The organism is Novosphingobium sp. NDB2Meth1, from assembly GCF_900117425.1.
Taxonomy (GTDB): domain Bacteria; phylum Pseudomonadota; class Alphaproteobacteria; order Sphingomonadales; family Sphingomonadaceae; genus Novosphingobium.
The window spans coordinates 25,906-48,123 of the sequence record NZ_FPEH01000034.1 but is presented as its reverse complement, the minus strand read 5'-3'; the positions used below and the strand labels follow the sequence as shown (position 1 = coordinate 48,123).

Annotated in this window: 15 protein-coding genes and 2 tRNA genes; 10 read left to right on the top strand and 7 right to left on the bottom strand. The window is 66.2% G+C overall.

The window, feature by feature from the left end; translation table 11 throughout:
- Positions 1 to 56 precede the first annotated feature (56 nt).
- Both NDB2M1_RS21510 and NDB2M1_RS21505 read left to right on the top strand, forming a co-directional pair.
- Positions 57 to 350 (top strand): chorismate mutase, encoded by a 294-nt coding sequence (locus NDB2M1_RS21510; protein WP_054122289.1) that lies wholly within the window; start codon positions 57 to 59, stop codon positions 348 to 350.
- Positions 347 to 589 (top strand): transcriptional regulator, encoded by a 243-nt coding sequence (locus NDB2M1_RS21505; protein ID WP_054122290.1) that lies wholly within the window; start codon positions 347 to 349, stop codon positions 587 to 589. The genes NDB2M1_RS21510 and NDB2M1_RS21505 overlap by 4 nt, the downstream gene beginning before the upstream one ends.
- Before the next feature lie 2 nt (positions 590 to 591).
- On the opposite strand, the gene NDB2M1_RS23290 is transcribed toward NDB2M1_RS21505, so the two are convergent.
- The 3 genes from NDB2M1_RS23290 to NDB2M1_RS21490 all read right to left on the bottom strand — a co-directional run bounded on the left by NDB2M1_RS23290 (position 592) and on the right by NDB2M1_RS21490 (position 9,149).
- Positions 592 to 4,941: a beta strand repeat-containing protein gene (locus tag NDB2M1_RS23290; protein ID WP_072384769.1), complete on the bottom strand. Its 4,350-nt coding sequence runs from the start codon at positions 4,939 to 4,941 to the stop codon at positions 592 to 594.
- Positions 4,942 to 5,184: 243 nt separating this feature from the next.
- Positions 5,185 to 8,556: a S41 family peptidase gene (locus NDB2M1_RS21495; RefSeq protein WP_072384768.1), complete on the bottom strand. Its 3,372-nt coding sequence runs from the start codon at positions 8,554 to 8,556 to the stop codon at positions 5,185 to 5,187.
- Positions 8,557 to 8,681: 125 nt separating this feature from the next.
- Positions 8,682 to 9,149, bottom strand: coding sequence for an Lrp/AsnC family transcriptional regulator (locus NDB2M1_RS21490; RefSeq protein ID WP_054122293.1), 468 nt, complete (start codon positions 9,147 to 9,149; stop codon positions 8,682 to 8,684).
- A 290-nt stretch (positions 9,150 to 9,439) separates the two neighbouring features.
- Between NDB2M1_RS21490 and NDB2M1_RS21485 the strand changes: the two genes are divergently transcribed.
- From NDB2M1_RS21485 to NDB2M1_RS21475, 3 genes are all read left to right on the top strand, one after another.
- A complete protein-coding gene (locus tag NDB2M1_RS21485) occupies positions 9,440 to 11,191 on the top strand; it encodes a histidine kinase dimerization/phospho-acceptor domain-containing protein (RefSeq protein ID WP_072384767.1) in 1,752 nt (583 codons plus the stop codon).
- Positions 11,192 to 11,207: 16 nt separating this feature from the next.
- On the top strand, positions 11,208 to 12,209 hold the full coding sequence (locus NDB2M1_RS21480) for a polysaccharide deacetylase family protein (RefSeq protein WP_072384766.1): 1,002 nt from the start codon (positions 11,208 to 11,210) through the stop codon (positions 12,207 to 12,209).
- Between the two features lie 55 nt (positions 12,210 to 12,264).
- Positions 12,265 to 12,340 (top strand) — tRNA-Ile (locus tag NDB2M1_RS21475).
- Between the two features lies 1 nt (position 12,341).
- On the opposite strand, the gene astD is transcribed toward NDB2M1_RS21475, so the two are convergent.
- Both astD and NDB2M1_RS21465 read right to left on the bottom strand, forming a co-directional pair.
- A complete protein-coding gene (gene astD, locus NDB2M1_RS21470) occupies positions 12,342 to 13,745 on the bottom strand; it encodes a succinylglutamate-semialdehyde dehydrogenase (protein WP_054122296.1) in 1,404 nt (467 codons plus the stop codon).
- An 81-nt stretch (positions 13,746 to 13,826) separates the two neighbouring features.
- Positions 13,827 to 14,027: a hypothetical protein gene (locus tag NDB2M1_RS21465; protein ID WP_072384765.1), complete on the bottom strand. Its 201-nt coding sequence runs from the start codon at positions 14,025 to 14,027 to the stop codon at positions 13,827 to 13,829.
- Between the two features lie 166 nt (positions 14,028 to 14,193).
- On the opposite strand from NDB2M1_RS21465, the gene NDB2M1_RS21460 reads away from it, so the two are divergent.
- Together NDB2M1_RS21460 and NDB2M1_RS21455 are read left to right on the top strand one after the other, a co-directional pair.
- Positions 14,194 to 14,270 (top strand) — tRNA-Pro (locus NDB2M1_RS21460).
- A gap of 120 nt (positions 14,271 to 14,390) precedes the next feature.
- Entirely contained in the window at positions 14,391 to 15,563 is a 1,173-nt protein-coding gene (locus NDB2M1_RS21455) for an MFS transporter (RefSeq protein WP_072384764.1), read from the top strand.
- Here NDB2M1_RS21455 and NDB2M1_RS21450 read toward each other — a convergent pair.
- Positions 15,548 to 17,287, bottom strand: coding sequence for a flavin-containing monooxygenase (locus NDB2M1_RS21450; RefSeq protein WP_072384763.1), 1,740 nt, complete (start codon positions 17,285 to 17,287; stop codon positions 15,548 to 15,550). The two genes, NDB2M1_RS21455 and NDB2M1_RS21450, sit on opposite strands and share 16 nt — an antisense overlap.
- 36 nt (positions 17,288 to 17,323) lie before the next feature.
- The gene (locus NDB2M1_RS21445) at positions 17,324 to 19,591 is read right to left on the bottom strand and encodes a TonB-dependent receptor (protein WP_072384788.1); all 2,268 of its coding nucleotides are present in this window, start codon (positions 19,589 to 19,591) and stop codon (positions 17,324 to 17,326) included.
- A gap of 167 nt (positions 19,592 to 19,758) precedes the next feature.
- Here NDB2M1_RS21445 and NDB2M1_RS21440 point away from each other — a divergent pair, with 167 nt between their 5' ends.
- The 3 genes from NDB2M1_RS21440 to NDB2M1_RS21430 all read left to right on the top strand — a co-directional run bounded on the left by NDB2M1_RS21440 (position 19,759) and on the right by NDB2M1_RS21430 (position 22,167).
- Entirely contained in the window at positions 19,759 to 20,421 is a 663-nt protein-coding gene (locus tag NDB2M1_RS21440; protein ID WP_072384762.1) for a TetR/AcrR family transcriptional regulator, read from the top strand.
- 19 nt (positions 20,422 to 20,440) lie between these two features.
- Positions 20,441 to 21,724 carry an aminotransferase class III-fold pyridoxal phosphate-dependent enzyme gene (locus tag NDB2M1_RS21435; RefSeq protein ID WP_072384761.1) on the top strand — a complete coding sequence of 428 codons (1,284 nt, stop codon included), beginning with the start codon at positions 20,441 to 20,443 and terminating at the stop codon, positions 21,722 to 21,724.
- A gap of 95 nt (positions 21,725 to 21,819) precedes the next feature.
- Positions 21,820 to 22,167: a hypothetical protein gene (locus NDB2M1_RS21430; protein ID WP_072384760.1), complete on the top strand. Its 348-nt coding sequence runs from the start codon at positions 21,820 to 21,822 to the stop codon at positions 22,165 to 22,167.
- Positions 22,168 to 22,218: the final 51 nt, after the last annotated feature.

The following is a 22,218-nucleotide window of genomic DNA, read 5'->3' as shown; positions in this document are numbered from 1 at the left end:
TGTGCCAGAGTGGGCTTGGGGCGCCACGCGGTGGGGCGGATGGACGGAGATTTGGGATGAGCGAAGACCCGGTGCTGGCAGGTTACCGCCAGTCCATCGACAATATCGACGCGGCGATGATCCACATTCTGGCCGAGCGATTCCGCATCACTCAGGCGGTCGGGGCCTACAAGGCCGCGCACCAGCTCCCCGCCAGCGACCCCGGCCGCGAGGAGCGCCAGATCGCCCGCCTGCGCGCGCTCGCGGTCGATGCCAAGCTCGATCCCGAATTCAGCGAGAAGTTCCTGCGCTTCATCATCCAGGAAGTGATCCGCCACCACGAGCAGGCGGCCGGCGGTGTAGCGCCATGAGCGGCCCCGCCCCGGATGCCGCTGTGCGCGACCACTTCGCGCACTGCATCCAGGTGCTCGGCGGGGTCACCGCTGCCTCGCGCCGGCTGCATATCGACGAGCGCGCCATCCGCCGGTTCATCAATGGCGAACGACCGCTCAGCCCGGGCTTGCTGACCGATGTGGCCGCAGCGCTCCACCGCCTGATCGCCGAAGCCGAAGCGGCCGAAGCAGGATTGCAGGAGCTGATCGCCGGGTAGCCTCAGACCGCAATCAGGAAATCCGTGAACGCCAACGCCGGCGCGCCCGTCAGCACAGCCACCTGCACCGCCGCAGTCGCACCTGTCCCGTCCGCGTCATACCATAGCGCCCCGGTCGTGGTGTTGTAGATGAACCGGTCGGTCGCATCGTGCGCGGCGTTCACCCCCGCACCGGACCAGAACGCATCGGTGCTGATAGCGCCCGTCGACGAGAAGGCTGTGAAGACCGCACGGCTGAACGAGAGCTTGTCCGTGCCGGAAGTGAAGTCCTGCACGGTATCAAGGTTGGTCGCCGCATTCGGCGCGGTATCGAAAACGAAGGTATCCGTCCCCGCGCCGCCGTTCAGCAGGTCATTCCCCGCCCCGCCGACAAGCCGGTCGTTGCCGATACCGCCCTGCAAGCTGTCGTTGCCCAACCCGCCGGTCAGCGTATCGTTGCCATCAAGGCCCGAGAGCAGGTTGTTGGCGCTGTTGCCCGTCAGCACGTTGTCGAGCGTATTGCCCGTCCCGTCGATCGCCGAACTGCCCGCAAGCGTCAGGTTCTCGACATTGAGCGCCAGCGTCCAGCTGAGCGAGGCGGTAACGAGATCAGTCCCGCCGCCCGCGGCCTCTGTCGTGACGTCACCCACATTGTCGACCAGATAGCTGTCGTTGCCGCTGCCGCCGATCAGCGTATCCGCCCCGAGGCCGCCGTCCAGCGTGTCGCTGCCGGAGTTGCCCGTCAGCACGTTGTCGAGCGCATTGCCGATACCGCTGTGGGTGACGTTGTTGGTGAAAGTCAGCCGCTCGACATTGGCGCCAAGCGTGTAGCTGGCAAGGGTCGTCTGCACGGTGTCGGTGCCCTCGCCGGCGAGCTCGGTCACCACGTCGCCGGCCGCGTCGACGACGTAGATGTCATCGCCCATGCCGCCGATCAGGGTGTCGTTCCCGCCGCCCCCGTTGAGCGTGTCATTGCCGCCGAGGCCGGTCAGCACATTGCTCGCGCTGTTGCCGGTGATCACATTGGCATCGTTCGTGCCGGTGCCATTGATCGCCGCCGTGCCCGAAAGCGTCAGGTTCTCGATATTGGCCGCCAGCGTCCAGCTGATCGAGGCCGTCACAAGGTCGGTGCCCTGCGCCGCCAGTTCGGTAGTCACGTCGCCGACGTTGTCGACCACATAGCTGTCGTTGCCCGCGCCGCCGATGAGCGTGTCGGCCCCTGCGCCACCATCGAGCGTGTCACTTCCGGTGTTGCCCGTCAGCACATTGTTCAGCGCATTGCCGATGCCGCTGTGCGTCGCGCTGTTGGTGAAGGTCAGCCGCTCGACATTGGCCGCCAGTGTATAGCTCGCGAGCGTCGTCTGCACGGTATCCGTGCCCTCGCCCGCAAGTTCGGTCACCACATCGCCCGCCGCATCGACGACATAGATGTCATCGCCCAGCCCGCCGATCAGCGTGTCATTGCCCGACCCGCCATTCAGCGTATCGTTGCCGCCAAGGCCAGTCAGGACGTTTGCGCCCGAATTGCCGGTGATCACGTTGGCATCGTTGTTGCCGGTGCCGCTGATCGCCGCGGTGCCCGAAAGCGTCAGGTTCTCGACATTGGCGGAAAGCGCATAGCTTACCGACGCCGTCACCAGATCGGTGCCCTGCCCGGCAAACTCGGTCACCAGGTCGCCGGCGTCATCCACCATATAGCTGTCGTTGCCGAAGCCGCCGAGCATCGTGTCCGCACCCGCGCCGCCGTTCAGCGTATCGTTCCCGGCATTGCCGCTGATCACGTTGTTCAGCGCATTCCCGATGCCGGTGTGCGCCGAAGAGTTGGTGAAGATCAGGGTTTCGACATTCGCCGCCAGCGTGTAGCTTGAAAGCGTCGTCTGAACGACATCAGTGCCCGCGCCCGCCAGTTCCGTGACGACATCGCCGGTCGAATCGACGACATAGGTATCGTCGCCCTCCCCGCCGATCATGGTGTCGCTGCCCGAACCGCCGTTCAGCGTGTCATTGCCGCCGAAGCCCGTGAGCACGTTGTTGGCCGAGTTGCCGATGATCACATTGTCCGCGCTGTTGCCGGTGCCGTTTATCGTCGCGCTGCCGGTCAGCGTCAGGTTTTCGAAGTTCGCGCCCAGCGTCCATGCAATCGACGAGGTCACCAGGTCGGTGCCCTGCCCGGCGAGCTCGGTCACCACATCGCCAACGTTGTCGACGACGTAGCTGTCGTCTCCCAGTCCGCCGGCCATCGTGTCCGCGCCCGCGCCGCCGTTCAGCGTGTCGTTGCCGCCATTGCCGGTCAGCACGTTGCCCGCTGTATTGCCGAGGATCACGTTGGCATCGTCATTGCCGGTGCCATTGATCGCCGCCGAACCGGACAGCGTCAGGTTCTCGAGATTGGCCGCCAGAGTCCACGTGATCGCGGCCGCGACCGTGTCCGTCCCCTCGCCCGCGGCTTCGGTCGTCACGTCGCCCAGGTTGTCGACAGCATAGCTGTCATTGCCAAGGCCCCCGATCATCGTGTCGGCCCCGGCAGCGCCGTTCAGCGTGTCGTTGCCGCCGCCCCCCGTCAGCACATTGTTCGCGCCGTTGCCGGTGATCACGTTCGCATCGCCGTTGCCGGTGCCGTTGATCGCCGCTGTGCCACCCAACGTCAGGTTCTCGACATTCGCTGCCAGTGTCCAGCTGATCGAGGCGAGCACCGTATCGGTCCCCCCGCCCGCCGCCTCGACCGTCGTGTCGCCTGCGTTGTCGACGTAATACGTGTCGTTGCCCAGCCCGCCGACCATGCGGTCCGCACCGGCATTGCCATTGAGGATATCTGCCCCGCCGCCGCCGGTGAGCACGTTGTTCAGCGCATTGCCGATGCCGGTATGCGCGGCATTGTTGGTGAACGTCAGGTTCTCGACGTTGTTGCCCAGCGTATAGCTGGCCAGCGTCGTCTGAACCGTGTCGGTGCCTTCGCCGGCAAGCTCGGTCACCACATCGCCCGCCGCATCGACCACATACGTGTCGTTGCCCAGCCCGCCGATCATCGTGTCGTTGTCAGTGCCGCCATCTAGCAGGTCATTGCCGCCAAGCCCGGTCAGCGTGTCGTTGCTTGCGAGGCCGATCAGGTGGTCATCGCGGCTCGTACCGGTCAGCGCATCGACCCCGTCGGTACCAGTGATCACGTTGTAGGCGCCGTAGTTGAAGAGCTGCGCCTTGATGCTCGTCCCGTCCGCATCACCGCCAAGGCCGCTGCCATCGCCCCACGCGATGACGAAGCCGTCGCCGGTCACGCTCGCGATCACCGGGCGCTCCTGATAGCCTGCGGTCACCGAGTTGATCAGCATCTCGCTGCCCAGCTTGGTGCCGTCGCCATCGAAGACCTGCGCCTTGATGTCGCTGTCCGTCGGACTGACGAAGTACTGCCACGTCACCACGAATCCGCCATTGGGCAGCCCGGCGATCGAGGGGAAGTCACGCTCGCCCGCAGTGGTGTCGCTTACCACCAGCGATGCGCCCACCTTGGCGCCCGCGGCGCTGAACACCTGCGCGCGGATCAGCGTATCGGGATCGCCGCTGGCCGGATTGGAATCCTGCCACGCCACCACGAACCCGCCGGTCGCGAGCCCCGTCACCACCGGCAGCGCCTGATCGTTGAGAACCTTGGCATCGACCGCAATCTCGCCGCCGACCCGCACGCCGGCCGCGCTGAATATCTGCGCCTTCATCACCGTGTCGGTCGAAGCCGTGTCCATCCACGTCACGACATAGCCGCCGTTCGCAAGGCTGGTCACGGTCGGCTGGGTCTGGTCGCCGGTCGTCTGGGTGTTGACCCGCACGATCCCGCCAAGCGGCGCCCCCGCCGCGCTGTAGAGCTGCGAGAGGATCCCTGCCCCGCTCGCGTCGCCCGCCGTCCCGGCATAGTCCTGCCATGTCACCACGAAACCGCCGCCGGAAAGACCGGTTATCGTCGGGTTATGGTTGCCCGGCAGGTTGTTGCCGCCCTGCTGCGTCCAGGTCGTGGTGTTGACGAGGAACGCCGGAGTCACCACCGCGCCGCTCGCGTTGTAGACCTGCGCCCGGATCTTGTAGTCCGATTGGACGCCCGCCTCGGTCCACGTCACCACGAACCCGCCGTTCGCGAGATTGGTGACGGTCGGGAACGACTGGTCGGTCGCCGCGCCGCTTGCCACCGCGAACTCGCCGCCCACCTTGGCACCCGCCGCACTGTAAAGCTGCGCTTTGGCGATACCGATGCCGCTGGCGGCCGAATAGTCCGTCCAGGTCGCAACAAAGCCGCCGCCCGTCAGCCCTGCGATCGAGGGTAGTTCCTGAAAGCCGGCGGTCTGCGTGTTGACGAGAAACTCGCCGCCCGTTTTGACGATTTCAACCATTCTGGTCCCCGCATGCACCGCGCCGGGCCAGGCGCAGCGGCAGCGCTGCGCTCGGGCCCGGCGGATGCAGTCCAATCCGTTGCGGGACGGGTTAACCGATAAGGGTTAATTTTCTCCCCAGCCGGATTACCGATGCGCGGCCAGCGAGACCGGGTTCGGTGCGCAGAATTGCGCCATTCCGGCCTCGCTGAGGCAGCATCGCAGCCTCGGCGGTATGCTTTCGCATCGCCTGCGAAGTTTTACCTAGTCGATTGTGTCAGGCAGGACCGGCTTCTTGTCCGGCGCGGGCGGCTGGACGAAAGTCGGCGGCGGCGATTTGGCGAGGGCATCAAGCGCGATGCGTACGCCCGCTTCGAGCTGCGGGTCATGCCCCAGCCTGACCTGCGCCGGATCCTGCTCGACTTCCACATCGGGCGGAATGCCGATGTTCTCGACCTCCCACTGCCCTGCGGTGCCGTAGATCGCCCAGCGCGGCGCGGTGACCACGCCGCCATCCATCAGCGTAGGGTAAAGGCCGATGCCGACCAGACCGCCCCAGGTGCGCGTGCCGACCAGCGTCCCCACACCGGCTTTCCGGAAAAGCCAGGGCAACGCATCACCGCCGGAGCCTGACATCTGGTTGATCAGCATGACCTTGGGGCCGAAGATCGCCTGCGCCGGCTCCACCATCGGTTCGCCTTCGCGGGTGGAATTGACCATTTGCGGCGTGCGTTTGAGCTGGTCGACGATGAAGTCGGCAATATCGCCGCCATGGTTGAACCGCTCGTCGATGATCATCCCCTGCTTGCCGACCTGCGCGAAGTAATAGCGGTTGAAGTTGGCAAAGCCGCCGCCGGCGGTGTCAGGCAGATAGACATAACCCAGCTTGCCACCCGAAAGCTGATCGACCTGCCGCCGGTTGGCCTCCATCCAGCTGTGCAGCCGCAGCGGAATGTCGCGCGCAATCGGCACGACCTTGACGTCGCGCGAGCCCTTGCCATCGGGCGTGGGCCCCACGGTCAGCACGGTCTGCTTGCCGGCGAGCCCTTCAAAGCCCTTGTAGACCTCGAAACCGGTGTCGACCGGGCGGCCATTGATCGCAAGCAGATACTCGCCGGCCTTCACCTCGGCGCCGGGCTGGGCCAGCGGAGCCTGCAGCTGCGGGTTCCAGCTCTCGCCCTTGAGCACATTGCGGAAGCGGTAATGCCCGTTGGCCAGCTCGAAATCGGCGCCGAGCAAGCCCGTGCTCACCGTGCTCTGCTTCGGTCCCTCGCCGCCGTTCACGAAGGTGTGGCCAAGCCCGATATGCCCGGTCATTTCCTCGAACAGCGCGTTAAGCTCGCCCCGGCTGCCAAGGCCGGCGAGGAACGGCTCATAGAGCTTCGCCGCCTTGGCAAGATCAAGCCCGTGCGCCTTGGGATCGTAGAGGAAGTCCCGCTGGACACGCCAGACCTCTCGGTACATCTGCCGCCATTCGGCCATCGGATCGACCGGGATGGCCGCAGCGAACTTCACCGCGGCTGGCGCGGGTTTGGCCGAGGCATCCGCCGGGGCTTCGGACGAGACGAGGAACCGCTCGCCCCGTTTCGCGAAAAGGATCTTCTTGCCGTCCGCCGAAACCGACACCGAGCCGGCGTCAGCTCCCTCAATCAGTGTGGCGGGCTTGCGCGCCTTGGCGTCGTAGCGCACCACTGACACCGGCACCGGCGCACCGCTTTCGTCGGTCAGATCGCGATCGGTGAACACGACCGGTGCGGTAACCGCGAGCACGGCTCCCGCCTCGCCCGCAAGGAGCCCGACATAAGGCGCCACCGGCAAGCCAAGCGCGACGATGCGCTGGTCGAGCCCGGCAAAATCGATCTGAACCGGCTTCGGCGCCTTGGCAGCCTTCGCATCGTCCTTGCTCTTGCCCTTGCCCATGCCGGCGTCGGCCTTGGCGCTGTCCTTGGCCCCATCCTTGGAATCGCCCGCGCCCTCCTCGTCGCTCTGCGGTGCGGTCGGCGCAGCGCCGTCCTTGCGCAGCACGGCGGCGTAGACCGCGCCTTCGGTGGCCCGGCCGAGGCTCGACATGTCCAGCCAGCCTGCACCCAGACCCCGGCTCGTGTTCGCGATGAAATAGAGCACCTCGCCGCCCGCATCGAAGCGGGGCGAGACGGCATCGCTCATTCCGTCGGTGAGCGCTTGCGACATTCCGGTCGCGACCGTGTGGATCATGATCGTGTGGAGGTGATTGGCCCCCTGCACCGCATAGGCAAGATAGCGGCTGTCGGGCGACCAGGCCGGATCGAAATTGAAGTCCGGACTGTCATAGCGATCTGTGGCGATCTTCACCGGCTTGGGCGCCGCCGCCGTCACATCCACCAGCCACAGATTGAGCCGCTTGTCATGGAACACGATGCGCTTTGAATCCGGCGACCACAGCGGCGTATAGAAGTAGGAACCCGGCGTGCCGAGATCGATCTTGCGCACGGCCCCCGTTCCGTCCGCCGCACGGATATGCAGCGCATACTCACCGCTCTCGTCGCTGAAGTAGGCCACCGACTTGCCATCGGGCGAGGCGGCGGGATCGCGCTCGGCCACACCGGTCGTCTGCGTCAGGTTGCGCGTATCGCCCTTCTCGGCCGGGACGGAGAGGATCTCCCCGTGTGCCTCCACCAGCATGCGCTTGCCCGACGGCGTGAGCACGGCGGCCGCGATATCGCCCGCTTCGAGGTCCTTGATATGCGGCCGCACCGAAGGCGCCTCGGCACCGATGGTGATGGCGGGGCGCGAAACCGTGCCGCTGGCAAGGTCATAGACCTCGATCTTGCCGAAATGGTCGATCACGATCCCGCCCGGCCCGGCCGATGCGGAAGCCATGTCAAACCCGCGATCGTTGCGGATGACCTGGCTGACCGTCCCCTCCTTCGCGCTGTAGCGATAGAGCGTGCGCGGCCCGTCACGATCCGAGAGGAAGTAGACATCGCTGCCCACGAACATCGGATTGCGATCGTTCGAATTCCCGCGCGGGATCTTGACGACCGAACTGTCTTTGAGATCAGCGATCCAGATCCGGTCCGTCTGCCCGCCGCGATACTGCTTCCACGCCGGCTGCCACTGGTTGAACGGGGTATAGGCGATATGGCTGCCGTCCCCGCTCAGTGCACCCGTATCGCCCGAGGGCAGCGGCACCGGGCGGGGATCACCGCCTTCCACCGGCACGAGATAGAAGCGCATTAGATCGCGCACCGTCTCACGCGAGGAGCGGAAAAGCACGCTCTTGCCGTCCGGCGACCAGCCGAGCACGACGTCGGGTCCGGGGTGCCAGGTCAGCCGTCGCGGCACGCCGCCGCTGGCCGGCACGACATAGACATCCCGGTTGCCATCATAGCGGCCGGTGAAGGCGATCATCGTGCCGTCGGGCGAAAATACCGGCCCGCTGTTGTCTCCTTGCCCGGTGGCGATGACCCGCGCCGCGCCGCCGCCGCGCGGAACAGTCCAGATCGCGCCGGCGTAGTCGAAGGCGATCTCGGTAGCGGAAAGGCTGGGATGCTGCAGCAGACGCGGCGGCTCGCGTCCTTCGGCCGCTGCGGCGCCACCTGATATGCCGGTGATGGCGGCGATGAGCGCCGTTGTTGCAAGCAGGGCACGGCGCATAGGCAAAGTCCTCCGGTCACGATGTCGCGCGCCCACGAGTTTAACGCCGCCGCAGGACTTTGCCTAATCCTCCGCGCGCTAAATCTGAACCGATCCGGCGCGACCGCCGCTGCTCCGGCGCCGGCTCAATCGTCCAGCGGCACGCCCGGCAATTGCTTGGCCGTGCGAATGGTGAGCGAGGTCTTGACGCTCGCCACGTTGGGCGCAGGCGTCAGCTTGCTGGTGAGGAATTCCTGGAAGCTCTGCAGATCACGGCTGACGATCTTGAGGATGAAATCGATCTCGCCGTTTAGCATGTGGCACTCGCGCACTTCGGGCAGGGTGCGCATGTGCTCCTCGAACTGACGCAGCGACTCCTCCGCCTGGCTCTTCAGGCTGACCAGCGCGAACACGGTGATCGCGAAGCCCAGCTTCGAAGGGTCAAGCTCGGCGTGATAGCCGCGGATCACGCCCGCTTCCTCGAGCGCGCGGACCCGGCGCAGGCAGGGCGGCGCGGTCAGGCCGACGCGCTGCGCCAGCTCGACATTGGTGACCCGCCCTTCATCCTGCAGTTCGGCGAGTAGACGCCGATCGATCCCGTCGAGAGTTGCCATGTGCTTTCGTCTATCCTGCGCGCGCTGGGATGGCTCGTGGTCGGATCGATTGGTTAACGCCGCCCCTTGTCATGCCCATGGAATAGGCGGCATGGAGGGGGCTGTCCGGCCAATCTTGGTAACTTTCCACACCTTGTGCGGCTGCCATCGATAATTTTGTTGTTTAATATCGCAATCGTCCCACAATGCAACGCAATCAACAGGCCCCTTCCCGCCCACCCGCATTTTGTTAGGGTCCCGGTAACCAACACGGGCGCCTTTGCGCGCGCCTCGTGCCACTTGGAGAACGCATGATTGTCGACGATCGCCTCGAAACCGTGCTGCGCACCGTCGCGGCCGGACCGGGTGCGCTCGCCACGCAAATGCGCCAGTTGCTGGACCTGCTCGGCCGCACGCCAGCCAAGCGCTGGACGGAGCGGCACATGGCCGCGCTGACCCGGCTTGATTCGCTTATCCAGATGCTGGGCGAGCAATCGAGTGCATCCCTTATCGCCGCTTCAGCGCTGCGTTCACCAATACTTGTCGAGCATTTTGCCGAAGCCGGTCCCAAAGTGGCACTGGCGGCGATGACTGCGGCCCGGTTGCAGGACCGCGAATGGCTCCAGCTCATTCCGGACCTGCCGGTGCAGGCGCGTGGTTTCCTGCGCCACCGCCGCGATCTGGGACCAGACGTGGAAGGGTTACTGGCCCGGCTCGGCATCACCGATTTCGCGCTGCCGCTTCCCCCCGGATTCGAACAGCAGGCAGAGCCGGAGAGCCGGATCGTACCGCTGCCGCAGATCGGCACGGCGGCACCCACCAGCGATGGCACTGCCATTCCTGCGGGCGAAGGCATCGGCGCGATCATTGCCCGCATCGAAGCCTTCCGCCGGGCGCGGGAACCCGCCGCTGCCGGCACCGGCGCCGCACTCCCTTCCGGCCAGACCCGCCTGCCCTTCGCCGATGAAGTGGCCGCGGCCCAGCCCGCCATAACAGCGGTCGATATTGCGCTCGATGCCGAAGGTACGGTCATCGCCGCCGGTACCGGCCATGCTGCCGCGCTCGTCGGCCTGCGCCCCTTCGCCACCGATCCCGATGCACCGGTGACGTGCGATCCGGCCACGCTCGGCGCCGCGCGCGCGCGCCTGCCGGTCATCGGCGGAAAGCTGGAACTGGAAGGCCCCGGCCCGCTTGAAGGCGCCTGGCGTATCGATGCAGTACCCGATTTCGTGCCCGACACCGGCCACTTCCTCGGCTGGCATGCACGCCTGCGCCGTCCGCCCGTCCCGCCTGCAGCCGACCTCGCAGCCGCTTCCGAGGATGCGGCACGGCGCAGCACCGACCGCCTGCGGCAAATGCTGCACGAGCTGCGCACGCCGATCAACGCGATCCAGGGCTTTGCCGAGTTGATCCAGCAGCAGCTGCTCGGCCCCACGCCGCACCAGTATCGCAGCCTTGCCGCCGGGATCGCTTCCGACGCCGCGCGCATGCTGGCGGGCTTCGAGGATGTCGAGCGGCTCGCCATGCTCGAAACCGCCGCCCCCGACGCCGACGTCCGTGCAGGTGGCGAGACCGATCTCACCGCGCTGCTGACCCGGCTGATCGACCAGCTCGATCCGCTCCTCGCCCCGCGCGAAGTGGCGTTCACGCATGACTTGCCTGATGGTCCGCTGCCCGTCGCCGTCCCGTACGAAGAGCTTGAGCGCACCCTGTGGCGCCTGCTCTCGCTCGTCGCCAGTGCCGCCGCTCCGGGAGAGCGCCTTGCCCTTTCGCTCAGTGTCGGGGCTGGCCCCAGCGGTTATGCCGTCCGCCTTATCCTGCCGCTGCCCACCACACTTGCAGCGCGTGATGACAGCGCGTCGCTACTGGTTACCGACAGTCTCGCCAGCCCGGGCGGCATGCTCGGCAGCGGCTTCGCACTGCGCCTGTGTACCGCAGAGGTGCGTGCTGCGGGCGGGCTCATGCTGCGCGAAGACGGCCGGGTAGTCGTCAACCTCCCTCTCTTGACCAGTGCGCGTGATGCACCTAGCCAAAGGGGCATAGTCGGCAGTCATACCGGCTGAGGGGACAATCCAAGGCGTGTCGCAGCCCAACATTCTCGAAGTACCGGGTGCGAGGCAGCACGTGCGCTTCGCGGCGGGCTTCGGCCAGCGCTTCGTCGTTACTGTCGATACCGAAGAAGAATTCGATTGGACCCAGCCGCTTGGCCGCACTGGGCACGGTCTCAGCCACGTTCCATGGCTCGCGCGGTTCCAGCAGTTCTGCGAAGGCATGGGCGTCGCGCCGGTCTATCTGCTCGACTATCCGATCGCGACCGATCCCGCAGCGGTCGAAGCGCTGGGTGAGGCGGTCGCCGCCGGACGCGCCGAAATCGGCATTCAGCTGCACCCCTGGGTCAGCCCGCCACATGACGAGGAAGTCAATGTCTACAACAGTTTCGCCGGCAATCTACCGCCGGAGCTCGAAGCAGCCAAGTTCAACACGCTGAAGGACGCCATCGAGAACGCGTTCGGCAAGGCCCCGCTGATCTACCGCGCCGGTCGCTATGGCATCGGCCCGGCCAGCGCAGGCATTCTTTCCGCAGCCGGGATCGCGATCGACACCTCGGTGCGTTCCCGCTTCGACTACAGCTCCACCGGCGGCCCCAATTTCCGCGAACATCCGGTCGTGCCATGGTGGGTAGACCAGCCCGGCGGCCTGATGGAACTGCCGCTCACCACCGTGTTCTGGGGCATGCTGCGCCAGCAGGGTCCGCTGCTCTATCCCGCACTCTGGCGCACGCCCAAGCTGCGCGGCCTGCTCGCCCGCATGGCCATGCTCGAACGCATTCCGCTGACCCCGGAAGGCGTGAGCATCGACGAGGCGGTCAAAGGCATCGACATCGCGCTCGACGACGGGCTGCCGATCCTCGTCTTCTCGTTCCACAGCCCCTCGCTGCGCCCCGGCCTCACGCCCTATGTGCGCGACGCGGACGAGCTGGATCGGCTTTACGACTGGTGGCGCGCCGTCTTCTCCTACCTCAAACGGCGCGACATCCGTCCGGCCAGCGTCGCCGAGATCATGGCCGCCGTGGTGCTCTGAGCCCTCGCCCTGCTTGCCATTCGGCCGGCGCCGCACTAACCGTCGCGACCAAGGTGGGCCTGTAGCTCAGCGGTTAGAGCTGGCCGCTCATAACGGCTAGGTCGCGGGTTCGAATCCTGCCGGGCCCACCAACTAGTCTCGCAACCCGGTCAGCGCAGCGGCGGCAATAGCCGGGCTTTCAAGGCTGGCCACCGGCCAGGCGCAATAATCCGCCGCGTAGTAGGCGCTCGGGCGGTGGTTGCCCGAAATCCCCACGCCGCCGAAGGGCGCGGAGGACGCCGCGCCGTTGGTCGGCCGGTTCCAGTTGACCACGCCCGCGCGGCTGGCTGCCCAGAAGCGGCGATAGAGCGCCTCGTCTCCGCCGATCAGGCTCGCCGCCAGACCGTAGCGCGTGGCGTTCGCCGCGGACATCGCCGCATCGAAATCGGCGACGCGCATCACCTGCAGCACGGGTCCGAAGATTTCCTCGTCCGGCACGGCAAGGCCCGTCACGTCGATGATCGCGGGCGAGAGAAGCGGCGTCCCTTCGCGCAGGCGCCGCAGCGGGCGGATCACCTTGCCTCCCATTGCCACCAGCGCGTCCCAGGCCTTCTCGACCCGCGCCGCCGCGTTCATGTCGACCACCGGCCCCATGAACGGCGCAGGCTCGTCGAACGGCCCGCCGGCGATGATCCGGTCCGCCATCGCCGCGACGGCATCGATCAGCGCATCGCCGTCCGGCCCCACGATCAGCCGCCGCGCGCAAGTGCAGCGCTGGCCTGCCGATAGGAACGCCGATTGCAGCACCAGCGAAGCCGCCGCCGCGATGTCGGTCTCGGCAATATCCCATGCAACCAGCGGGTTGTTGCCACCCGTCTCGATCGCCAGAATTCGGTCAGGCCGCGCAGCGAACGCCTGATGCAGCGCAAGGCCGGTGTTGGAGGAGCCGGTGAACAGCAACCCGTCCAGCTCCGGATGCGCCGCCAGCGCGCGGCCCGTATCGGCGCGGCCCTGCGTCACCACCAGAACGCCTTCGGGCAGCCCGGCTTCGGCCCATAGACCGGCCATGAAGGCGCCCGAGGCCGGGGTCAGTTCGGACGGCTTGAACACCACCGCATTACCCGCCAGCAGCGCCGGCACGATGTGGCCGTTGGGCAGGTGCGCCGGAAAATTGTACGGGCCCAGCACGGCCAGCACGCCATGCGGCTTATGGCGCAGCGCCTGGGGCACGCCCGCCGCCTCGCCATGGCGCTCCCCGGCGCGCTCGGCCTGCGCGGTGATCGATATTGCGACCTTGGCGGCAACGGTGCCGACTTCGGTGCGCGCTTCCCACAAGGGCTTCCCCGTCTCGCGCGCGATCGTGCAGGCGAACTCTTCGGCATGGGCTTTCACCACCTCGGCATAGCGCTCGGCAATGGCAATGCGCTCCGCCAGCGGACGCGGCGCCCAATCCCTTTGCGCCGCACGGGCCGCCATGACTGCCGCATCGACATCCGCGTCCTCGCCCTGCCACAGCACGTCGCCGGTCATGGGGTCGGTGGAAGTCCAGGTGGTCATGCTCGCTCCTCTTGGCTTTGCGGGTCGGTATTACCCGCTAGCCAATTGGGCGCGCGCCACTCGAAGGTCAACCACCCGGGTTCAGTCCTCCTGAACCACCGTGTCCCGTTTGCCCGCACCCTGCTGCGGACGGATCACCCACCGGCCGTCAGCGCGCTTCTCGAGCTGCACACCGCAATACTTGCAGGGTCCGATCTTGAGATGTCCGTCATAGCGCACCAGCCGCCGGGCGGGCGAATGCCGCCCCAGCAGACAGCGCAGTCGCTTGAAGAATTGCGACATCCTTTGCAGTGCTCCCACCCCGCCGCCCCTGCCCGGACGGATCGCCCGGCTTTCATGCCATCTCCCCGTAACAATACCAATAGGGCGCATGACCGCACGGGACGACCCGTCGTGTCACGATTGCGCCTTGCCGCACCGGCACCGCATGCTCTAGGGCGAACCCAGTCGGGGAGTAGCGCAGCCTGGTAGCGCATCTGCTTTGGGAGCAGAGGGTCGCAGGTTCGAATCCTGTCTCCCCGACCAACTTTCTGCACATCGCCAGCACAAGTCCCAGCCGGTCGAGCCGTGCATCGGCGCGCGCTTGACTTGACTCCCGGCCTGCCCAATAAACCCGATAATTATCGGAAACAACGAGGAGTTGGCATGGCGGCGCAGCAGGAACCAACCGGCCCCTCGCCCACGGGCCGCGCGCTCGGCGCGTGCCTGCTGATCGGTGCCGCTGGCCTGCTTGTATTGGGGGTACAACCGCTGCTCTACGGCAGCTACGTCCACGAAGGCCGGATCGGCGAGGCCAGCCTTGGACTCCTCGCCGCCATCGAGATTGCCGCCATCGCGCTCGGGAGTGCAGGCGGGATCGCGCTGCTCAGCCGCGTGCCGGCACGGCTGGTGGCATTCGTCGGGATCGCTGTCACCATCGCGGCGAACCTCTTTCCGGCGGCGGTTCCGCTGCTCCTCGCCCGTGCGGTCTCCGGCGCAGGCGGCGGCCTGCTGGTCGGGGTCGCGGCTGGTGCCATTGCGCGGTCGAAGGGCCTCAATGCCGCTGCAGCCGCGTTCCTCTTCCTGCAAGCCGCCAGCCAGTATGCCATCCTGCAGTGGTTCGCGAGCGCGGCCGCGCCGGGCGCCGCGGCCGATGTCCAGCATGCCCTTGCCGTGGTTGCCGCGCTCACCGCGCTGACCTTGCCGCTCGTGCCGAAAAGCCTCGCTTCAGGCGCCCACCCTGAAGACCCGGCAAGCAAGGGTACCATTCCCCTGTCGGGCTGGACCGGCCTCGCCGCCTCTGCCTTGCTCGTCGGCGCGATCGTCGGAATCTGGGCCTACATGGGCCTCTGGCTCGAGGCGCGCGGCATCGCCCCTGAACGCGTGACGCCGATGCTGACCGCCTCGATGGTCGGCCAGATGGCCGGCGCGCTGGTCGCCATCTCGATTGGCGAGCGCGGGCATGCCGGGTTGCGCGCGATCGTGACCTGCTTGGGGCTCATGATCATCGTCGCGCTGCTGTTCCTGCGCGGCGCGGAAGGCCTCGTGGGCTGGGGCCTCGTCGTCGGCTACGGCTTCGTCTGGATGGTCGTCACCCCCGCGCTCACCGGCTTCCTGCTGGAAGCGGACCCGACACGCCGGAGCCTGCCCTACGCGGCGACAGCGCAGCTCCTCGGAGCAGCGATCCTGCCCACCGCCGCCGGGATGCTGATCGAGTTGCCCAAGGAATATGGGGGCCTCGACACCGTGCTGCTCGCCTGCGCCGCCGCGGTCATCCTTGGCCTCGCCATGATCGGCGCGGCACTCGCGCTCAGGCCGCGCGCTTACGCGGGGACGTAAGGCTCGACCGGCAGGCCCTCGTACCGCGCCTTGAGCTGAAGCCCGAGGTACTGCGAGTAACTGCGTGCCATCGCGAGATTTCCGGCCATGAACCACAGCCCCGGCTCGGCGGTCGGCTTCCACAGGTTCTTCATTTCGCCTTCCCACGGACCGGGATCGCCGGCGAAGCCCGAGCCATAGCCCCAGGTCTTGCCGATACGCTCCGCCACGTCCGGGTTGATCAGCCGCGCCACCCACTGCTTCATGTCGCCGAAGCCGGTTGCGTAGATGATTCGGTCTGCCCGCTCGTGGCTGCCGTCGGAAAGCACCATCCCATCCTCGTCGATCCGCTCGATCGTCACGCCCGACCGCACTTTGATCCGTCCATCCGCGACCATTTCCGAAGCGCCGACATCGACATAATAACCCGAGGACGTGCGCTGGAACTTCATCGCGATGCCGGTGCCGTCCGGCCCGAAATCGACCTGGAACCCCGCATCCGTCAGCCGCTGGTAGAACGGCGCTTCCGAAACCCGCAGCGCATCCCACGTCGCCTTGTTGACCTTCTCGGCCAGCCGCATCGGCACCGAGGCACTGAGCAGGTCGGCCTTGTCCGTCGTGAGCCCGGAATCGTACGCCTGCTGCGAGTAGGCTCCCGCCAGCAGCGTCTCCATGTTCGATTGGCGCACGATCAGCGTCGAGGAGCGCTGGATCATCACCGGCTCGGCCCCATGGCTGACGAGATCGGCGCAGATGTCATGCGCCGAATTGTTCGCGCCGACCACGATCACGCGCTGGCCTGCCAGCCCCTCGCCGCCCGGATGCGCGCTCGAATGGCACTGGTGGCCCTTGAAGGTCTCCTGCCCCGGGAACGTCGGCGTGATCGGGAAGCCGGCATTGCCGACCGCCATCACTACGTGTTCGGGCGAAAGCGTTAACGGCTTGCCATCGCGCACAAGCGAAACCTGCCATCTTCCGGTGGCGGGATCGCGCGAGATGCCTTTGCATTCGGTGCTGGTCCAGATCCCCAGTTCCATGATCGCGGCATAGTATTCCAGCCAATCGCCCATCTTCTGCTTGGGGGTGTAGACCGGCCAGTGATCTGGGAACGGCACATAGGGCATGTGGTCGTACCACACCGGATCGTGCAGCAGCAGAGACTTGTAGCGCGAGCGCCACTGGTCACCCACGCGCGGGTACTTGTCGATGAGCAGGCACGGCACGCCCAGCATCTTGAGCCGCGCGCCGAGCGCGAGGCCGCCCTGCCCCGCGCCGATGACCAGTACGTAGGGCGGATTGCTCTCGCTCCACTGCTCGACATCATCATGCCGCACGTCTTCCCAGGTGCGCTTGCCGGTCTCGTCGACCACGCCGGAGTTCCGGCGGCCGCGCAGCGGTTCCTCGAACCCCTTGAGTTCCTTGAGCGCGGTGAGCAGCGTAAAGCACTGTTCGCCCATCAACCGCACATAGCCTTCGCCACGGCCAAGCGCGGTCTCGAAGGTGATGAAGCCCTCGGTCGCGCCTTCCGGCACGTCGCTGGCGAAGCCACCGATGCCCGACTCTGCCGCGCGCGCACCCGCAAAGGCAGCGATCGCCTCCGTCCCCTCATGCGTCGCCAAGGTCCAGCCCAGCGCCAGATAGTCGCGCCACAGACCGTCCGGCACGAACAGCGCCGCCACCGCCGCGCCGTCCCCTGTCTTCAGCGCCGCACCGAACTTCTCGAGCCAGCCATGTACGTCAAGCATCCGGAATTTCTGCCTTTTCTTTAATGACCACGCCGCTCAGAAATGCGCGACCAACTGGACCCCGAAGGTACGCGGATCGTTGTAGTTGATCTGATCCTGCGTGATGACTGGCGCAATTGAGGATATGTAGCGCGACGAGTTGAGGTTCTTCACCCACAGCGCGGCTTCCCACACTTTCGACGGCGCCTGATAGGCTAGCCGCGCATTGATCCGCCCGTTGGCCCTGACCTCGGTGCTCGGCGCATTGTCCGGGAACAGCGCGATGGAGGAGACGTAGGTGCCGTCCACCCGCGCCTTGATCGCCGCCCCGCTCGCCAGCGGCACCGTCCAGTTGATCCCGCCCGAGAATGCGAACTTCGGAGCATTGACGAGCCGGTTGCCCGAATAGCTCACCCCGCCCAGCGCCGCGAACTTCTTGTATTCGCTGTGCATGAAGGTCGCCGCGCCGAACAGGTCGAGATTGCGGGTGGGGCGCACTGTCAGCTCCGCCTCGAGGCCGTAGATCTCGGCATTGCCCGCGTTCAATTTGCGCTGCACCGGGATCGGCCCGGTCAGATCGAACACGAAGACCTGCAGGTCGCGGTAGTCGTAGTAGAACGCCGAGGTGTTGAACCGCACCTTACGATCAAGGAACTCGGTCTTCAGCCCCACTTCATAGGCATAGAGCTTTTCCGAATTGAACGGCACCAGCTGCAGCGGGTCGGTCGAGGCGCCCCCGGCGAAGCCACCGCTGTTGTAGCCCTTGGAGAACGAGGCATAGACCAGCGTGTCGCCCGACTTGTAATTGAGCGCCGCGCGCCACGAGAGATCGCGGAAGGTCTTGCGCCCGTTGAAATCGAGCAGCGGCAGGGTGATGTCGGAATAGGCCTTCACCGGAACCACGCCGCCGACGGCATCGAACAGGCTGTGGTAGTCCATGCTGATCCGGTCGTTCGACCAGCGCAGCCCCACCGTCGCTGTCAGCTTGTCGGTCAGCTTGTAATCCGCCTGCCCGAACACCGCGACGCTGCGGGTGCGCTGGGTATAGGGATAGCGCAGCAGGCCGAGCGAATTGACCGGATCAAAGGTCCCGAGCAAGTCATTGGGATCGCGCAAGCTGCGCAGCAGGTCGAAGCTGCTGTCGGTCGCCAGCGTGTCGTGGAAATAGTACCCGCCGATAATCCAGTTCAGCTTGCGATCGCCGGTCGATTGCAACCGCAGTTCCTGGCTCCACTGGCGCGGTCGGTCCTGATAATAGGCCACCACGAAGTCATTCGGGCTGGCGTCGGTATCTTCGAGCGTTGCGCGGTTGACCTGCTCGTAGGCAGTGATCGACGTCAGCTGCACGCCGCCAAAGTCGATCTGGCCGAGCAGCGAGGCGCCGAACACGCCGATGCGCTCCTTGCCCTCGACGTTGTAGTCGCCGGCATAGACGTTGTTGTCGGTATCGGCGTAGCCGAAGGCGTCTGTCGGAAAGCCATTGAGCAACGGCAGCGTCTCGCCGCCGAACCCCACTCCCTGCCCGCGGTGCTGGAATTGCCGCGCCCCGCCGGTGTTGTTGCCCCCGTGCACCGAAAGCCGCAGCAGCACGTTCGGCGCGGGCGTGAAGTCCGCAATCCCGCGCAGTGCCCAGAGGTTGATGTTGTTGACGCGGTTGCCGGTCACGCGGTTGTAGGTCGTCCCGTCGCGCCGGTTGTAGAAGCCCGCAATGCGGACCTTGAGCAGGTCCTTGGCAATCGGCCCGCCGATACCGCCTTCGAGCTGCACTTCGTTGAACCGGCCATAGAGCGCGGAGAAATCGCCGCTCAGTTCGTCGGTCGGCTTGCGGCTCGAAAAGCGGATCGCGCCCGCCGTCGTGTTGCGGCCATAGAGCGTCCCCTGCGGCCCCTTCAGCACTTCAATCCCATCGGAATCAAACACATTGAAGAGCTTGCCCGCGTTCGCGCCGATGAACACATCGTCGACATAGACGCCGACAGCGCCCGTGGTGTTCGAGTTGAAATCGCCGATGCCCACGCCGCGGATGAACAGCGATGTGGTCGAGGCGGCCGTCCCCGCCTGCATCGAAAGGCTCGGCACCAGCAGCGTCAGGTCGCGCGGGTCGCGGATGCCGGTCTCGGTCAGCGCATCCCCGCTAATCGCGGCAATGGCGATGGGCACGTCCTGTACGTTCTGCGCGCGGCGCTGCGCTGTGACGACGATTTCGGCAATCCCGTCGCCCTTTGCCGGTGGCGCCGCTTCCTCGGCCCACGCCGGCGCCGCGAGGGCAAGCGCGCTCCCTGCCAGGAAAAGTCCAAGGTACCGCTTCCGATTGGCTTGCTGCATGGTGATCTCCCCGCTTCGGCGCTGCGGCTCAGGCACGCGGCGCCACATCCCCCTTGAACAGGAAGCTGCCGTGCAGGACCGGCAGGCGTCAAGCTGAATCTGACATAAATTCGGATTTTTATCTGAAACTGGGTTGAACCATTGGCGCGGCGTGTTAGTCTTGGCGCATGGTCACCATCCTGCCCCGCCCCGCTGACGCGATCCGCCGTCCGCGCCAGAAGCGCAGCCAGCAGCGGTTCGAGGCGATCCTCGATTCCGCCGACCGCCTGCTGGAAACGCTCGAACCGGAACAGATCAGCATCTATACACTGGCGGAGGAGGCCGGGCTCTCCGCCCCCTCGATCTACCACTTCTTCCCCGATGCGGGTCAGGTCTTCGTCGCGCTTGCCGAACGCTACACACGCCAGTTCGTCGATCTGCTCGACAAGCCGCTGCCGCCGGGCATCACCTCATGGCAGCAATATGTCGCCGCCCGCTATGGCCATGGGCGCGAACACTACAACGCCCACGGCGCCGCCCGCCGCCTGCTGCTCGGCTCGGGTCTTTCCGCCACGATCCGCGCGCGCGATCTCGAGAACGACAGTGTGCTCGCCCAGCGCAGCATGAATGAGCTCTGCCAGCTCTTCGACATCGCCCCCAGCGCGGACCTGATCGAGCGGCTGATCGAACTGGTCGTGATCAACGATGCGATCTGGACGCTTTCGGTCCACCGCCACGGCGTGATCACCGACGCCTACGAGGAGCAGGCCCGCCGTGCGCGCGAGGCCTATTGCCGCACCTTCCTGCCCGAATACCTGCCGCTGCGTGCAGCTACCGAACAAGCCGCCTGAAACCTGAGGGGAGAGCACCATGACCACAAACGCCGCCGACCAAGCCCTGCGCGCCCGCGCCCTGAAAGTCGTGCCCGGCGGCATGTATGGCCATGAGGCGACAACGCTGCTCCCCGCCAGCTACCCCCAGTTCTTCGAGCGCGGCGAAGGCGCCTACATCTGGGACGTCGACGGCAACCGCTACCTCGATTTCATGTGCGCTTATGGCCCCAACCTCCTGGGCTACAACGACCGGCGCGTGAACGATGTGGCTGTCGCGCAGCTCGCCAAGGGCGATACGCTGACCGGCCCCAGTGCCCACTTCGTCGAACTCGCCGAGGCGCTCACCTCCATGGTCAGCCATGCCGATTGGGCCATGTTCTGCAAGAACGGCACCGACGCCACGACCATGGCGATGACCACCGCCCGCGCCCAGACCGGCAAGCGCCGCATCCTCGTGGCGGACGGCGCCTATCACGGTGCCGCGCCGTGGTGCACGCCGATGCCCGCCGGGATCGTCCCCGAAGAACGCGCGTTCATCTCCAAGTACCAGTACAACGACGTGGCCAGCCTCGAAGCCGCCGTTGCCGAAGCCGGTGACGATCTCGCCGCCATTTTCGCCTCGCCCTTCAAGCACGATGCCTTCATCGATCAGGCGCTCCCCGATCCCGCCTATGCCAAGCGCGCCCGCGAACTCTGCGACGAGACTGGCGCCATGCTCATCGTCGACGACGTCCGCGCCGGCTTCCGCCTCATCCGTGATTGCAGCTGGGAACTCGTCGGCGTCCGTCCCGACATGAGCTGCTGGGGCAAGTCCTTCGCCAACGGCCACCCGATCTCCGCGCTCCTCGGCAACGACCGCTGCCGCGAAGGTGCGAGCCACATCTACGTCACCGGCTCGTTCTGGTTCGCCGCCGTTCCCATGGCCGCTGGCGTCGAGACGCTGCGCATCCTGCGGGAAAGCGACTACCTCGAAAACTCGATCCGCCTCGGCACCCTGTGGCGCCAAGGCCTCGACGCGCTCGCCGCCAAGCACGGCTTCACCCTGCGCCAGACAGGCCCGGTCCAGATGCCGCAGATCCTGTTCGACAACGATCCCGACTACCGCACCGGCTTCGCCTGGGGCGAAGCGATGCTGAAGCGCGGAGTCTACGTCCACCCCTGGCACAACATGTTCTTCTGCGCCGCGATGACCGAGGCCGATATCGAGTTCGCCCTCGCCGCTGCCGACGATGCCTTCGCATCGATCAAGGCGCAGCAAGCCAGCCTCGAGCCGCACCCGGTCGTGATGATGTTCCTCGGCGCCATGGCCGAAGCGCACTGATCGGAAGGTCCTCCCCATTTTTGCCGCAGGCACAAATGGGGAGGTGGCAGCCCGAAGGGCTGACGGAGGGGTTTTCACGGCCTAGAACCGCCTACATGCCCAACTGGATCCCCCGCTTCTTCCGCGCCGCCGCGATCTACGGCCTGCTCGTCCTTCCGCCGGCCTATTTCCAGCCCTGGCCGGCCGAGCATCCCGAAGCCTTCCTCGGCTTCATCGGCATCGCCACCACGTTCCAGCTGGTGTTCTGGATGATCGCCTCCGATCCCTCGCGCTACCGCGCGCTGATGCCAATCGCGGTTCTCGAGAAACTCTCGTTCGGCGCGCCGGGACTGCTGCTCTTCGCGCAGGGCCGCGTCGGTACCGTGATCGCCGTCTTCGCCACCATCGACCTCCTGCTCGGATTGGGCTTCCTCCTTGCGTGGAAGGCGACGCCAAGAGACTGACCCCAACCAATTTCTGGGCTTGGCAAACCCGGCCCATTGCGTCTTATAGCG

Bases quoted from the DNA above. Each gene is read 5' to 3' on its own strand.
- NDB2M1_RS21435 (WP_072384761.1), top strand. From the start codon at position 20,441: ATGACCACAAACGCCGCCGACCAAGCCCTGCGCGCCCGCGCCCTGAAA.
- NDB2M1_RS21445 (WP_072384788.1), bottom strand. From the start codon at position 19,591: ATGCAGCAAGCCAATCGGAAGCGGTACCTTGGACTTTTCCTGGCAGGG.
- NDB2M1_RS21495 (WP_072384768.1), bottom strand. From the start codon at position 8,556: ATGCGCCGTGCCCTGCTTGCAACAACGGCGCTCATCGCCGCCATCACC.
- NDB2M1_RS21455 (WP_072384764.1), top strand. From the start codon at position 14,391: ATGGCGGCGCAGCAGGAACCAACCGGCCCCTCGCCCACGGGCCGCGCG.
- NDB2M1_RS21440 (WP_072384762.1), top strand. From the start codon at position 19,759: ATGGTCACCATCCTGCCCCGCCCCGCTGACGCGATCCGCCGTCCGCGC.
- NDB2M1_RS21490 (WP_054122293.1), bottom strand. From the start codon at position 9,149: ATGGCAACTCTCGACGGGATCGATCGGCGTCTACTCGCCGAACTGCAG.
- NDB2M1_RS23290 (WP_072384769.1), bottom strand. From the start codon at position 4,941: ATGGTTGAAATCGTCAAAACGGGCGGCGAGTTTCTCGTCAACACGCAG.
- astD (WP_054122296.1), bottom strand. From the start codon at position 13,745: ATGACCACCTGGACTTCCACCGACCCCATGACCGGCGACGTGCTGTGG.
- NDB2M1_RS21485 (WP_072384767.1), top strand. From the start codon at position 9,440: ATGATTGTCGACGATCGCCTCGAAACCGTGCTGCGCACCGTCGCGGCC.
- NDB2M1_RS21510 (WP_054122289.1), top strand. From the start codon at position 57: ATGAGCGAAGACCCGGTGCTGGCAGGTTACCGCCAGTCCATCGACAAT.
- NDB2M1_RS21465 (WP_072384765.1), bottom strand. From the start codon at position 14,027: ATGTCGCAATTCTTCAAGCGACTGCGCTGTCTGCTGGGGCGGCATTCG.
- NDB2M1_RS21450 (WP_072384763.1), bottom strand. From the start codon at position 17,287: ATGCTTGACGTACATGGCTGGCTCGAGAAGTTCGGTGCGGCGCTGAAG.
- NDB2M1_RS21430 (WP_072384760.1), top strand. From the start codon at position 21,820: ATGCCCAACTGGATCCCCCGCTTCTTCCGCGCCGCCGCGATCTACGGC.
- NDB2M1_RS21505 (WP_054122290.1), top strand. From the start codon at position 347: ATGAGCGGCCCCGCCCCGGATGCCGCTGTGCGCGACCACTTCGCGCAC.